This window comes from Pasteurella multocida (assembly GCF_900187275.1).
Classification (GTDB): Bacteria; Pseudomonadota; Gammaproteobacteria; order Enterobacterales; family Pasteurellaceae; genus Pasteurella; species Pasteurella multocida.
Genome location: NZ_LT906458.1, coordinates 1,954,514 through 1,968,228 on the forward strand (window position 1 = coordinate 1,954,514; position 13,715 = coordinate 1,968,228).

General features: G+C 43.1%; 14 protein-coding genes. 1 reads left to right on the top strand and 13 read right to left on the bottom strand.

Annotation, left to right across the window (positions count from 1 at the left end):
• The first annotated feature begins 59 nt into the window (after window positions 1-59).
• Window positions 60-875, top strand: coding sequence for a pyridoxal phosphatase (locus CKV69_RS09055; protein ID WP_015702614.1), 816 nt, complete (start codon window positions 60-62; stop codon window positions 873-875).
• A 58-nt stretch (window positions 876-933) separates the two neighbouring features.
• Here CKV69_RS09055 and araD read toward each other — a convergent pair whose 3' ends face one another.
• The 13 genes from araD to yiaK all read right to left on the bottom strand — a co-directional run bounded on the left by araD (window position 934) and on the right by yiaK (window position 13,662).
• Window positions 934-1,629 (bottom strand): L-ribulose-5-phosphate 4-epimerase, encoded by a 696-nt coding sequence (araD, locus tag CKV69_RS09060; protein ID WP_005723749.1) that lies wholly within the window; start codon window positions 1,627-1,629, stop codon window positions 934-936.
• The gene (locus tag CKV69_RS09065; protein ID WP_005723751.1) at window positions 1,623-2,483 is read right to left on the bottom strand and encodes an L-ribulose-5-phosphate 3-epimerase; all 861 of its coding nucleotides are present in this window, start codon (window positions 2,481-2,483) and stop codon (window positions 1,623-1,625) included. The genes araD and CKV69_RS09065 overlap by 7 nt, the downstream gene beginning before the upstream one ends.
• Window positions 2,484-2,507: 24 nt before the next feature.
• On the bottom strand, window positions 2,508-3,152 hold the full coding sequence (locus CKV69_RS09070) for a 3-keto-L-gulonate-6-phosphate decarboxylase UlaD (RefSeq protein ID WP_015702615.1): 645 nt from the start codon (window positions 3,150-3,152) through the stop codon (window positions 2,508-2,510).
• 18 nt (window positions 3,153-3,170) lie between these two features.
• A complete protein-coding gene (locus tag CKV69_RS09075) occupies window positions 3,171-4,622 on the bottom strand; it encodes an FGGY-family carbohydrate kinase (protein WP_015702616.1) in 1,452 nt (483 codons plus the stop codon).
• A 9-nt stretch (window positions 4,623-4,631) separates the two neighbouring features.
• Complete coding sequence (locus CKV69_RS09080; RefSeq protein ID WP_016532781.1) at window positions 4,632-5,519, bottom strand: SMP-30/gluconolactonase/LRE family protein; 888 nt, start codon at window positions 5,517-5,519, stop codon at window positions 4,632-4,634.
• A gap of 62 nt (window positions 5,520-5,581) precedes the next feature.
• Window positions 5,582-6,691 (bottom strand): ABC transporter substrate-binding protein, encoded by a 1,110-nt coding sequence (locus tag CKV69_RS09085; RefSeq protein ID WP_005754781.1) that lies wholly within the window; start codon window positions 6,689-6,691, stop codon window positions 5,582-5,584.
• A 39-nt stretch (window positions 6,692-6,730) separates the two neighbouring features.
• Window positions 6,731-7,777, bottom strand: a complete 1,047-nt coding sequence (locus CKV69_RS09090) for an ABC transporter permease (protein WP_005723759.1) — start codon at window positions 7,775-7,777, stop codon at window positions 6,731-6,733.
• A gap of 43 nt (window positions 7,778-7,820) precedes the next feature.
• Entirely contained in the window at window positions 7,821-9,338 is a 1,518-nt protein-coding gene (locus CKV69_RS09095; protein ID WP_015702618.1) for a sugar ABC transporter ATP-binding protein, read from the bottom strand.
• 77 nt (window positions 9,339-9,415) lie between these two features.
• Window positions 9,416-10,402 (bottom strand): TRAP transporter substrate-binding protein, encoded by a 987-nt coding sequence (locus CKV69_RS09100; RefSeq protein WP_005717703.1) that lies wholly within the window; start codon window positions 10,400-10,402, stop codon window positions 9,416-9,418.
• Between the two features lie 19 nt (window positions 10,403-10,421).
• Window positions 10,422-11,702 carry a TRAP transporter large permease subunit gene (locus CKV69_RS09105; protein WP_005723763.1) on the bottom strand — a complete coding sequence of 427 codons (1,281 nt, stop codon included), beginning with the start codon at window positions 11,700-11,702 and terminating at the stop codon, window positions 10,422-10,424.
• Window positions 11,699-12,181, bottom strand: coding sequence for a TRAP transporter small permease (locus CKV69_RS09110; protein WP_005754782.1), 483 nt, complete (start codon window positions 12,179-12,181; stop codon window positions 11,699-11,701). Before CKV69_RS09110 ends, CKV69_RS09105 begins: the two co-directional genes overlap by 4 nt.
• Entirely contained in the window at window positions 12,178-12,654 is a 477-nt protein-coding gene (locus tag CKV69_RS09115; RefSeq protein ID WP_005757426.1) for a NanQ anomerase/TabA/YiaL family protein, read from the bottom strand. The genes CKV69_RS09110 and CKV69_RS09115 overlap by 4 nt, the downstream gene beginning before the upstream one ends.
• A gap of 9 nt (window positions 12,655-12,663) precedes the next feature.
• Window positions 12,664-13,662: a 3-dehydro-L-gulonate 2-dehydrogenase gene (gene yiaK / locus CKV69_RS09120; RefSeq protein ID WP_005717718.1), complete on the bottom strand. Its 999-nt coding sequence runs from the start codon at window positions 13,660-13,662 to the stop codon at window positions 12,664-12,666.
• Between the last annotated feature and the right edge of the window lie 53 nt (window positions 13,663-13,715).

Below are 13,715 nucleotides of genomic sequence, written 5' to 3' on the forward strand. Positions count from 1 at the left end.
TTTTTTTATTAAACACTCTATACTGTATTAAGTAACTTATATTCAATACAGGAAAAAAGATGAAATATCAAGTCATTGCATTTGATCTTGATGGCACCTTATTAAATCGCCAAGGTCAAATTCTTCCCACCAGTAAAAAAATCATTCAGCATTGTCTGGATAAAGGGCTCAAGGTCATGCTCGTGACCGGACGACACCACACTGCAGCATACCCTTATTATCATGAACTGAATTTAACCACGCCGATGATTTGTTGTAATGGGACTTATGTTTATCAACCACAAACCGATCAAGTACTCAGTGCAAACCCGCTTTCTTTATCGCAAGCGAAAACAGTAGTGCAACTGGCTGAAAAGTATGGGCTTCATTTACTCGTGTATTCGCGTGATGCCATGAACTACGCTGTATTAAATGAGCACATGAGAAAATTTTCTCAATGGGTCCAACATTGTCCTCCTCACGTACGCCCGCATTTATGTCAGGTTTCAGATTTTCACGCGTTGCTGGATGATAAGGAAACTATCTGGAAATTCGTGATCAGTCATCCTGAACGTGACACAATGCTCAAGGCTGTCCAAGCACTTTCACCAACGGAGTTTAGTTGCGAATGGTCTTGGGTTGATCGTGTTGATATCGCCAATGCAGGTAACACGAAAGGCGCAAGACTTTTAGAATTACTGAACTCCTGGCACATTGCACCTCAACATGTGATTGCGTTTGGGGATAATCATAACGATATCTCTATGTTAAGTGCAGTGGGGCTCGGTGTCGCAATGGGCAATGCTGAAAACGAGGTTAAACAACAGGCGGATTTGATCACGTTGAGCAATGATGAAGACGGAATCGCGTCTGTCCTTGCTACCGTTCTCGACTAATCACCTTTTAAGGATAAAGAGCTAAAGTACCTCCTTTAGCTCTTTTGCTTAGCGCGTTTTATTGCCCGTAATACGCGTTTTTCCCATGTTTACGTAAGTAGTGTTTATCTAGCAATTCTTGCTGCATCGACGCTAAATTTGGACGCAGTTGACGACTAAATAAATTCATATAGCCAATCTCTTCCAGAACCACTGCATTATGTACGGCATTATCAGGATCGGTACCCCAAGCAAAAGGACCATGAGAGTGCACTAATACTGCTGGTACATCTTTCGGATCGATTCCTCTCACACGGAATGTTTCCACAATCACTTTGCCGGTTTCAAGCTCATATTCGCCTTGAATTTCGGCAGGGGTCATTTTACGTGTACAAGGAATTGAACCATAGAAATAATCAGCATGAGTCGTCCCCGCCGCAATCAAATCTTCACCGGCTTGCGCCCAAATCGTAGCGTGGCGTGAGTGAGTATGAACAATCCCGCCTAAGCTTGGAAATTGACGATAAAGTTCTAAATGGGTCGCGGTATCTGAGGAAGGTTTTTTGTTGCCTTCCACCACTTGCCCTGTAAAGAGGTCAACTACTACCATATCCTCCACTGTCATGGTGTCATACTCTACGCCGGAGGGCTTAATCACAACTAAATTTTTTTCTCTGTCGATGCCACTCACGTTACCCCAAGTAAATGTCACTAACTTGTATTTGGGTAATGCCAAATTGGCTTCAAACACTTTTTGTTTCAATTCTTCTAACATTGGAAACCACCTTCTTTCATTTTTTGTTCGATCCAACGACGTGCGTTGATAATTTCAGCAATGGGTTCTTCCGCTTTTTCCGTCCACATTTCAATTAAAAAAGCACCACGGTAATTTAACGCGGCTAGTGTTTTAAAACATTGCGCAAAATCAACACAGCCTTCACCAAATGGCACATCACGGAATTGCCCTTGACAGGTTTCTGTTACTTTATAGGTGTCTTTTAAATGGATCGCCGAAATTTTGTCGATACCTAATTTCAGTTCTTCTGCAACATTATCATTCCACGCCGACAGATTGCCTAAATCAGGGTAAACGGTAAACCACGGGGAGCGAATTAACTCATCCCATTTTTTCCAACGGCTAATCGAACTCATGAATTTTGTGTCCATAATTTCGACCGCAAGGGTGACTTGATTGCTAGCGGCAAGTGCTACCGCCCATTCCATCCCTTGTTGAAAACGAGCAATCGTTCCTTCATCTTGTTCTTCATAGTACACATCGTAACCTGCGATTTGAATAGTACGAATACCTAAATCAACAGCAAGTTGGATGGCTTTTTCCATCACTTCATAAGCTTTTTGGCGCGTGGTTTCATCTCGGCTACCAAATGGGAAGCGACGATGAGCCGATAAGCACATGGAAGGAATCGTGATGCCTGTTGAAATAATGGCTTTTGCTAATTTAATGCGCTCTTTTTTTGTCCAATCTAAGCGTGCAAGTCGTTCATCAGTTTCATCAATGGAAATTTCAACAAAGTCAAAGCCACAGGCTTTGGCAATGGAGAGACGATCTTGCCAGCTTATATTTTTAGGGAGGGCTTTTTCATAAATCCCTATTTTATGTTTTCTCACTATTTGCTCCGTATTTCTGTATTATCACCAATATTTATTAATTTCTGACCGCACTTTTTCTGCAGTTAATTTGCCCGCTTCACCCGTAAAGGCTCTGCCAGCAATGAAGGCTTTAGCATTGATTTCTTTAAATAAATGAATATCTTCAGGGATAATGCCGCCTGTAATAGAAAGCGCCAGACCGATATCGGACAGTTTTTTCATCGTGTTCAGATCGTCTTCGCTCCAACCTTTGCCTGCTGCTTCCGCATCGCGTGAACGATGATAAATGGCTTGTGTGATGCCTAAATCCACCCACGCTTTTGCATCGTCAAATGTCCAGTTACCATAGATTTCAATTTGAATCTCTTTGTTGTAACTATCCGCAATTTTTTTACAGCTCGCAATAGTGGCAATGTGAGCCGCGGCAGAAACGGTGAGCCAGTCTGTTCCTGCCTTGAATGCCATTTCCGCTAAAATTGCTCCTGCATCAGTGGTTTTCATATCACAGACTAAAATGTGATCTGGGTGCAAGGCGCGCAATGTACGGACTGCGCGCATTCCTTCTGCAAAGGCAAGAATGGTGCCGACTTCAATAATATCGACAGAATCAGCCGCATTTTTTGCGGTGACAACCGCGCTTTCTAAATCAAGCGAATCTAGTGCAAGTTGAATAAGTGGTTTTGCCATATTGTTCCTCATTATCAATTAAAGCATTGCTTTTAAGGCAGTAGTAAGTTGTTGATAGCGTTGATATTTAGCTTGGTAAGCTGCAAAATAAGCCGGATTCGGTTCCACATGCAGCATAGATTGTGCTTGAAAGACATCTGCTGATTCATTTGCCCCTTGCATTGCCATTAATGCCGCCCCTAAGCAGCCGGTTTCTTCGATTTGTGGAATTTCTAATCGCATTCCTGTGAAATCAGCCAACATTTGTAACCAAATAGGGGATTGGGTTGGTCCGCCTGTGACACGCAACAGGTTTGCTTGTGGGAAGCGTTTTCGCATGCGCTCTAAATGATGCATTAAACTGAACAGGACCCCTTCGTAAATGGCTTGGAGTAGATGTGCTTGGGTATGGTGAGCTTGCATACCATAGAAACAAGCTTGCATACCTAGTCCTGCATTGGAACCGTATAAGAATGGCACAAATAAGACAGAGCTTGAGGCAGGTTCGAGGGATGCAACATGCTGATTAATGTGTGCATAATCCAAATGCCACTGTTTGACGAACCATTCTAAATTTCCTGCGGAAGTCGGGCTGGCTTCATGGACAATGAATTTGCCAGCTTCCGCATAACATCCATAAACAAAAGGCAGTGTTTGTTGCTGATCGATATGTTGAGTCACCCCACTCACCACCGACCAAGTGCCCAATACAGCATTCAGTTTGGTTTCATCATCCAGACCGGCACAAAGTGCGGTTGATACCACATCAAAAAGACCACCGACGACAGCGGTTCCTACAGCCAATCCGGTGAGTTCAGCTGCTTTGGGCGTGACATATCCCGCAATTTGGTTAGCCGCGATAACCGGTGGGAGCTTCGCAATAATGCCTTCTAACCCGAGCAGCTCGGCAAGTTTGGGATCGTATTGACCGCTATGAATATTGTAGAGATTTGATTCAGATATATTGGTTTCTTCACAGTGTAGCTCACCAGTTAAACAAAAACGCAAGTAATCATGTGACATCAGAATTGAACCAATTCGTTGATAACGCTCCGGCTCATGTTCTTTTAACCAACGTAATATAGAAACAGGATGACCTGTCCAGAGCGTTTGTCGTGTATGTGGATATAATTGCTCAGGGATCCCTTGTTCTTGCCATTGTTTGACAAGCGTTAACGCACGCTGATCGGAAGATAAAATTCCTCGACCAAGCGGTTTATTTTCTTGATCTAATAGGAAAGCCCCTTTGCCCTGTGCAGAGATTCCTATCCCTTTAATATGTTGAGGGGAAACTTGGCTACGCTCAATCGTTTGACGAATGACACGAGCAAAAATTTGCCATAACTCATCCATATCACGTTCAGCATAGCCCGCTTGTTCACTGATGACTTGCACATTTTCACGGACACAACTAAACATTTTTCCCGTTTTATCAAAGAGTGCTGCTTTGATAAACGTCCCCCCACAGTCTATGCCTAAGTAATAATTCACAGTCCATCCTTAATAACAAGTTAACCGATAAAGACTATTTGTCGCTGTAATGAATAAGGTTTTTTGGTCGGCACCAAATGTACAATTTGAGGTGGTTTTATCTAGGAGGACACGTCCTAAAAGGGTGCCATCCATTAATAAAATGACCAATCCCGTTTCACAGCTACAATAAATCACATTCTGTTGATCAATACAAAAACCATCGGGAATCCCCGGTGAGATTTCTGCAATGATGCGTCTATTTTCAAGTTGTTTACCCACCACATCAAACGCAACAAGATGGTGTAAACCTGATTTTTCAAACTCGACGGCAGACATGTCTGCGACAATCAATTGCGATTCATCGGCAGAAAAGGCCAAACCATTTGGGCGCATAACATGAAAGCTTGCCACATGTAGCGCTGTTGTGGCTGGGTCATAGCAATAAACATAACAACCGATGATTTCACTGGCGGCTTTTTTCCCTTCCGCATCACTTAAAATACCATAGGGGGGATCGGTAAACCAGATTGTACCATCGGATTTCACCACCACGTCATTCGGTGAATTAAGTTGCTTTTGCTCGAGTTTATCGACCAGTAACCGACGATGACCTTGTTTATCTGTCAAGCTAATGCCACGCATTTCATGTTCACAAGTAATTAGGTTGCCCATCGCATCGACGGTATTCCCGTTCGCAAAATAGGAGGGAGAACGAAAAATTTGTGTTCCCTCGTTTGCTGTCCAGCGGTACATCGTATTGCCTTTGACATCACTAAAAATCACCGCATTTTCTTCCGCTAACCAGACCGGTCCTTCAGCCCAAATAGCCTGATCAAACAGTTCTTCAATGTGTAAATTTGAGCCAACGAAGTCGTAGAAACGTGGATCATAAATTTCAATTTTTGCGGGTAACATAAGCTCTCCTTATGAGGAAAGTGCGGTCGTTTTTTACAAATTTTCACGACCGCCATGACGAATTACTTCACATCCCAAATGCGTTTATAAGCATCTTTATAACCATTTTGTGGGTCGTAAAGATTTTTCTCACCACCGTCAAATGCCACGTTGTCTTTAATGACGAGGTGGGCTGGGGTGATATAACCAGACGGTTTCTCTTTGGCAAAGGCGCGATTTAGCTCATCGACAAGCTGCCAGCCATGTAAATTTAACGGTTCTGGTACGGTTGCAAATTGATGATTGTTGGTACGAATACGTTGGTAAGCGGTCACCGAACCGTCGCCAGCCGAAATGTTATAAGGCATCTCGCCTTTATTAGCAGAACGTAATGATGGCGCCATGAAATCAAAATAGAGGTCGTTGATCGCTAAGGTGTATTGCAGATCATCGCCATATTTTTGCAATAAGCTAAAGGTCAAGCTCGGCATACGGCTTGAGGTGTCTGCCAATGGTGTATCAATAAATTCCAATACTTTACATTCTTTGCATTGCTCAATGACGTCTTTCATCACATTTGCTTTGCGTAACGCGATTTCATATAACGAGTCGGTCAGAATAACCACTTTGGCTTTCCCATCTGAATTTGCGACCGCAAGTTGTGCAGAGAGTTTAGCAATCTGGTCGGAGTCTGATGTCACATTGTAGAAAATATTATATTTATCAATTGGACCTGGTTCTGGTGTCGCATGCCAAGCAACAAGAGTAATTCCATTTTTATTGGCTTTGCCTAAAGGAATTTTTGCCACATTAGGGTTCCAACCGCCAATCACAATCGCATCAGGTTTACGTGCGATCGCTTGGTTTAAGGCAGAAAGTTGGTTGTTCACAGAACCCGCCCCATCAAGCACATCAAATTTCCAACCCGCGACCGCAGTGGCTTCTTTCATGCCATCAATCACGCCAAGTACACCGCCATTTTTCATGTCGGAAGCAACAAAAATCACATTTTTACTTGGTTGTAATTTAGGTCCAGTGGTAGGTCCGTCCCAGACCGTTTGTTGTGCCGTTGCGGCAGCGACATGTTGTTTGGCTTCTGCCACAAAAGGATCGTTAGCGAGCGCTTGCGTCGCAAAAGAGAGTGTGACTAACGCGGCGAGTGCGCTTAAACCACGATGAAATTGCTGTTTCATAAAGTTCTCCTCAGTATTAGATGAGTATCAACAACAAAGTTATTTTGTTGCTCTTTTGTGTACTGCTTTTTGATTTAATAAACGTTTGCGCTGTGCATAGCCGGCAATCGTAATGGACAGTAAAAGTGTTGCGCCATTGAACAATGGTTCCACCCAGAATGCCCCACCAAATTGTTGGATACCGGAGATACCAATCGCAAGGATAGCAATCCCTACCACGGTTCCCCATACGTTGATCCGCCCTGGTTTTATGGTAGTACTCCCTAAAAATGCGCCAACAAGTGCAGGCAATAAATAGTCCATTCCTACGCTCGCTTGTCCAACACCTTGTTGCGCGGCAATTAACACGCCAGTAAAGCCAGTGATTAAACTGGAGACAATGAAAGGGACAATGGTGTATTTTTTTATGGAGATGCCATTGAGATGGGCAGCGGTAGGATTGCCTCCCACTGCATACATACAGCGCCCTGTTGGAGTATGTTCTGTCACTAGCCACATCACAATCGCAATAATGAGGACATAAAAGGCGGAAATTGGAATGCCAAAGATTTCAGTACTGTTAATAGCAATGAAACCATCAGGTAAGTCACCGACAATTTGGCGTCCACCAGAATGCCATAAAGCAATCGCATAAAGGACTGTGCCTGAACCTAAGGTTGCCACGAAACTATCAATATCCGCCAGCGCGACCAGAATACCATTAAGGAGTCCGTAAATGGCGGCGACAATTAATACGGTTACGGTAGCCATTTGCCAAGAGAAACCAAATTGGACTTGTAATGTAATGGCGAGAATATGCCACAGGACAATACCGAAACCGACGTTTAAATCGATTTTGCCCACAATCATTGTGGTGGTGGCAGCGAGTGCAAGTAAGGCAATTTTGGATTTACTTTCTAAAATGGCATTTAACGTTAGCATCGACGCAAAGGAGTCGGTGGTTAACGAGAAAATGATAACAAGCAAAAAGCACAACCATAATAATCCATATCTGGTGAGCATTTGGGAAAACCAAGCGGCAAATCCATCACGCGCAATAGAGACGGGATGCTCTAGTGCAGTTGATTTGATATTTGTTTGAGCCATAGTGCGCTCCTATTGAGTGTAAGTGCGGTCTAAAATGCAAAAATTAATTAATGCTCGACTTGGAATCTGAAGCGAGTGCCAGTAAGTTGGCGAACGTGACTTGTTCATTGAACAATTCACCTGCGATCTCACCACGGTTAAAGACGAGAGCTCGATTACATAAATGGGCAATTTCTTCGAAGTCATTTGAAATCACAATAATGGCTATCCCTTTTTTCAACGCCTGATTTAAGAGATCATAAATTTCTGCCCTTGCGCCGACATCTACCCCAGCGGTGGGATCTTCTAAAATCAGCACGGGCGTATTAAGGTGCATCCAACGGGCAAGCACGATCTTTTGTTGGTTTCCACCGGATAGCGCACTGACGTCGATAAATAAATTTTTGGGACGAATATCGAATAATTGGAATTTGTACCAACTTTCAGCCCATTCTTGTTTCCGCGCATAATTTTTCAGTGGTGAATGACCACTTAGGACAGGATTAATAAATAAATTCTCAGATGTTGTCATGGACATAACGAGACTTTCTTTTACCCTATCACCAGCAACCAAAGCGATGCCTTTTTGAATAGCTTCTTTTGGCGATGTGGCATGATAGTCTTGGTTATTGAAAAGGATATTACCACTTTCTAATTCACGCATACCAAAGAGAAGGCGCCCAATTTCTTCTTGACCTGCGCCACGTAACCCTGCGAGCGCGATCATTTCACCTTCATGTAACCTGAAGGAAACAGGACCGGTATCGCCGACAACAATATGATTTAATTGCAATACTTCAGGTGTATTGTGTGGCAATGGTTCTCTTTGTTTTCCGCGCGTTTCTTCACCCACAATCGCTTTCACTAATGCTTTGACGTCATAATGCTGTGTTTCACCTTGTGCGACAGGATAACCATCTCGCATGACTAATATACGATCAGAGATAGTAATGACTTCATCGAGACGGTGAGTGACATAAATCATCCCTACCCCCTGCGAGCGTAGGCGATTTAACACGACAAACAAGTGTTCCACATCGCTAGCAGGTAACGAAGCTGTGGGTTCATCTAAGACTAAAATTTCTGCATTGATAGCGATCGCGCGGGCAATTGCCAGTAAGGCTTTTTCTGTTCGGCTCAGATCAAAGACGCGTGTTTCAGCGGACAATTGAATACCGACAAAGTCTAATGCCTCTTGTGCTTGTTGATTGATTTTTTTCCAATCAATTAATCCAAAACGACGAGGAAATCCCATAACAAATGCCATGTTTTCTGCAATTGTCATCCATTCAATCAAGCCTAAATCCTGATGGATAAACGCAATGGGCTGTTTATTGGTATGTGAGAGCGATTGGGCAGACTGGATTTTTTGTCCATGAAAAGTAATGTCGCCTTCATCTCGGGGATAGATGCCCGCCAGAATCTTAATGAGTGTGGATTTTCCCGCACCATTTTCACCAAGTAAAGCCACGATTTCACCCCGATGAATATCAAGGCTCACCTGATTTACTGCTGTATGGCTACCGAATCGTTTGACGATGTTCTGTAGGCTAAGAATTGGAGATTGTTCAGTTATCACCATGTTTCCTCCTGAGGTATGAGGAAGGAGCAAAAGTGCGGTCGATCCGCATGAAATATTAAATCGACCGCGAATTTCGCTTATTTAGCAAGCGCATCAATTTGTTTGACGAGGTCATCACCATTTTTCTCAATGAAAGCTTTACGTACTTCACTTTCGATCGCTGCTTTGAATGGTTTGGTATCAACCGTTTCAATCACTTGGATGCCTGCTTTTTGCATTTTTTCAATAATGCCTTTTTCATTATCCAAATTGAGTTTTCGTTGATAGGCGCCGGCTTCTTTCGCGGCTTCAAGAATAGCGCTTTGTAGTGCTGGTGACAACCCATCAAATTTGGCTTTATTCATCACCACGATAAGTGGGGTATATCCATGATTGGTTAAGCTTAAGTGTTTTTGTACTTCATACAATTTAGCAGACCAAACAATACCGACAGGGTGTTCTTGAGCATCAACAGCACGTGTTTCTAACGCAGTATAAAGCTCTGAAAGCGGCATTGGCACAGGGTTTGCCCCTAAGATAGAGAACGCTTGAATATACATTGGGTTTTGATTAGTACGTACTTTCAATCCTTTAATGTCATCTGGCGTTTTCACGGGATGTTTTGAGTTAGTAAATGAACGGAAACCCACTTCCCAGAAGGCTAACCCTTTTAAGCCTTGTGCTTCTAATTCTTTTAATAAGCCTTGTCCAATTTCGCCGTCTAACACGGCATAAGCATGCTCACGATTTTGGAAAATAAACGGAATATCAATCACATTTAATTTAGGCACTAAACCTGAAAAGTTTGGTGAACCTGACATTTCTAAATCAATTGTGCCACCGCGTACCGCACTGATCATGGTTTGTGCATTGCCTAACGTGCTGTCAGGGAAAAGACTGAGTTTAATTTCGCCTTTGGTTTTTTCTTTGAGAAGCTCATTGAATTTCTTTGCAGCTTCATGTTGCGTATCACTACGCGGTGCCTCGTAACCAAAGCGTAATGTGGTTGCGGCATTTGCTGACGCGGTGAATACTGCCATACCGGCCACTAAAGCTGCGAGCATTTTAAGATTGAAGCGTTTCATAATATTCTCCTGTTAAAGTTTAAGGTTGTAGCCAGCTAAGTGGCGTTAAAATCAATGATGGGAAGAAAATGAATGAAAACAGCAAAATAATCATCATAAATAAATACGGGAGTATGCCTTTAGCCGCTTGATCAAAAGGTAACTTCGATACACCGGTGATGACATTTAATACATTACCGACAGGTGGTGTAATAAGCCCAATTGACGTATTCAGAATAAAGAGCACACCAAAATAAACAGGGTCGATGCCGGCTTCTTCGACTAATGGCATCAACACAGGTGTCAAAATCAATACGGTAGGTGTTAAATCCATCACCATGCCGATGACGAAGACAGAGATCATAATCACGATTAATAATAGGGTTGGCGTGTCAATTAATGGTTCAAGTAATTCCGTCATCATTTGCGGTAATTCCGCAATAGTGATGAGCCAACCTGTGACCTGCGCAGCCGCAACTAAGAACATGACCACGGCAGTGGTTTTCCCAGCGGCGAGAATGACCCGATATAATTGTCTGAATTTCAACTCTTTATAGATAAATAAGGACACGACCAGCGCATAAAATGCAGCGACAGCCCCTGCTTCCGTCGGCGTGAAAATCCCGGAGCGGAATCCGCCAATGATAATGACGGGTAGTAACAACGCCCAAATACTATTTTTAAAGGAAATACACAGTTCTTCTTTTGTGGCTTTTGAAAAGGTCATCAGATTTAAGCGTTTCGCTTGCCACCACCAAAGCGCCCCTAAACAAATCCCCATGAGAATGCCCGGTGCGATACCTGCTAAGAATAACTTGGTAATAGACACACCGCTGGCAACACCGAAAATAATAAACGGAATCGAAGGCGGAATGATCGGGGCGATGATGCCCGCTGTCCCAATTAATCCTGCGGAGCGATCAAGCGGATATCCCGTGGTTTTCATCATTGGCAATAACATCGCGGCTACTGCGGCGGTGTCTGCGACGGCGGAACCAGATAAACTTGCCATGATCATTGCCGCAAGGATGGCAACAAAGCCTAAGCCACCCCGTTTGTGTCCGACCAATTTCATTGGCAGATCGATGATCCGTTTTGATAAGCCCCCTTCATTCATAATTTCACCAGCTAAAATGAAAAAAGGAATCGCCATTAACGAGAAACTGTCTGCACCACTGACGAGCTGTTGAGCAAGAATTTGCGCATCAAATAAATCTAAATGTAACATTAATGCGACACCGCACAATAACAGGGCAAACGCAACGGGAATACCTAATAAAATAGCACCTAATAAGACGGAAAGGAAAATAACGACGGTCATTGTTGTTCTCCTTTAATCAATCTATTGGCATTGGAAAAAAGTCGGATGACAAGTAGTAGTGCAATAGCACAGCCTGCAATGAAACTGGCTAAATAGGTGATGCCCATTGGTATCCCTGAGATAGGCGCCATATTATTGAGATTTAATTGGAACTGGACCCAACTACCTTGAATGAGCAGATAGCAACAAAATAACATGAGACTATCTGTGACTAAATGTAGTATTTTTTGTTTAGCCAAAGATAGACGAGAAGTGAAGATCGTGACATTAACATGACGATTTTCATTAAACGCCAAAATAGCGCCAAGAAAAGCTAGCCAGACAAATAAATAACGGGACACTTCTTCGGTAATGTTAATACTGCTATTGAAGCCATAGCGCAACACAACATTGAGAAAGACAAGGCAAGACATGGTGGCTAAAATAACGACCACTAGGCTTTCTAAGAGTTTGGTGACGTATATACTGAGTGATTTCATGGTGACACCTCTAATTCACTGACCGCAATTTTCACCACAACTTTACGGATCGACGTGGAATGACCATCAATGCAAGCCGGGCGGTGTACATCACTTGGAAAAAAGATAGCAAAATGACCGGGACGCATAATGAGCTGTACTTCATTTTCGACATTCTGATAAAACAGGATATCTCGCGTTGCATCATACGGCTTTGCAATGTCGTTGTTGCCTAAATCAATGGCGACGCCAATACGTTCGAAACCAGAATGCAAATATTGCACATCAATATAATGGCGATGGACTTCGGGATAAAGCATCGACGGTTCTTGGGTTTCTAAATCTAAAACTTGGGCATAGATACGATCACCGCGTATAGGATAACGTCCCGCCGCTAACTGGTTAAAGTCAGTGTTTGACAAATAATCTAAAGCAATATTGATTGCTTCAGGATACTGCTTTTTGTCAACCTGAGAGAGATGACCAAAAAACATATTCTTTCCTTATAACGATTTAATTTTTTCCCATACCGTTTCATCAACAGGGATACCATTGGCTTTGTTTTCAGCCCGAATCGCTGTGAATTCATGACCTGGTAAGCGAATAGCCACATCGGGATCGGCGCGTTCAGCGGTTCTGACGTAATCCATAATTTTGTTTAGTTTTTCGTCTTTGGTGTTACCGTCAATGAGGCGATCAACTTCAATCGCAATAAAGATTTGTGAGACACAGTATTCATCGTCTTTTTCTTCGGTCACTTCCGCAACAGACAAGCCATTAGAAAGTAAAGTCGCGATCATATCGAGTACAATGGATAATCCGGAGCCTTTCCAGAAGCCCATTGGAAGTAAACGACGATTTTTCTCGACGGTGCCCGGATCACGCGTTAAGTTCCCTTCATCATCAAAACCGGCATCAACAAAGGTTTGGCGACCTGCTAAACGGTGTACTTCTAACATGCCATAGGAATACATAGAGCAAGACATATCGACCATTGTAATCGGGGTTGTCGGCACCGCAATAATCAAGGGGTTTGTTCCAATACGGCATTCTTTTGCGCCCCAAGGTGGCATAACTGCGATGGAGTTTGTCCAACAGATGCCGATATAGCCTTTTTCGGCGGCTTGCCAGCCGTATCCACCACCACGCATCCAATGGTTAGCGTTTTTCAGTGCGACCACACCGATACCAAATTGGTCCGCAATTTCCATAGCACGATCCATCATTTTCTTGGCCGTCAAGTTACCAATTGCTTGATGCGCATCCCATTGTTCAATTGCGCCTAAAGACAGCACTTTCGTTGGTTCTGCATCGGGTACAATATCGCCTTTTTCAAGTTGAGAAATAAAACGTGGAAAGCGGTTTACACCATGTGAATACACACCAGACTCCGTGGTATCAGCAAACATAGTTGCACATTCTTCCGCAATGTCTTCACGGACATTTCGAGCGAGTAATACGCGTTTAAATTCTTGTTTAAGGGCTTCGTAACTGACTTTCATATTATCCTCACAATTCAGTGTTTTATTTCACATATTGAAACGACGTTTTAAAA

Coding starts and splice junctions, on each gene's coding strand:
- CKV69_RS09100 (WP_005717703.1), bottom strand. CDS start 10,402: ATGAAACGCTTCAATCTTAAAATGCTCGCAGCTTTAGTGGCCGGTATG.
- yiaK (WP_005717718.1), bottom strand. CDS start 13,662: ATGAAAGTCAGTTACGAAGCCCTTAAACAAGAATTTAAACGCGTATTA.
- CKV69_RS09080 (WP_016532781.1), bottom strand. CDS start 5,519: ATGTTACCCGCAAAAATTGAAATTTATGATCCACGTTTCTACGACTTC.
- CKV69_RS09105 (WP_005723763.1), bottom strand. CDS start 11,702: ATGACCGTCGTTATTTTCCTTTCCGTCTTATTAGGTGCTATTTTATTA.
- CKV69_RS09085 (WP_005754781.1), bottom strand. CDS start 6,691: ATGAAACAGCAATTTCATCGTGGTTTAAGCGCACTCGCCGCGTTAGTC.
- CKV69_RS09110 (WP_005754782.1), bottom strand. CDS start 12,181: ATGAAATCACTCAGTATATACGTCACCAAACTCTTAGAAAGCCTAGTG.
- araD (WP_005723749.1), bottom strand. CDS start 1,629: ATGTTAGAAGAATTGAAACAAAAAGTGTTTGAAGCCAATTTGGCATTA.
- CKV69_RS09090 (WP_005723759.1), bottom strand. CDS start 7,777: ATGGCTCAAACAAATATCAAATCAACTGCACTAGAGCATCCCGTCTCT.
- CKV69_RS09070 (WP_015702615.1), bottom strand. CDS start 3,152: ATGGCAAAACCACTTATTCAACTTGCACTAGATTCGCTTGATTTAGAA.
- CKV69_RS09055 (WP_015702614.1), top strand. CDS start 60: ATGAAATATCAAGTCATTGCATTTGATCTTGATGGCACCTTATTAAAT.
- CKV69_RS09095 (WP_015702618.1), bottom strand. CDS start 9,338: ATGGTGATAACTGAACAATCTCCAATTCTTAGCCTACAGAACATCGTC.
- CKV69_RS09115 (WP_005757426.1), bottom strand. CDS start 12,654: ATGTTTTTTGGTCATCTCTCTCAGGTTGACAAAAAGCAGTATCCTGAA.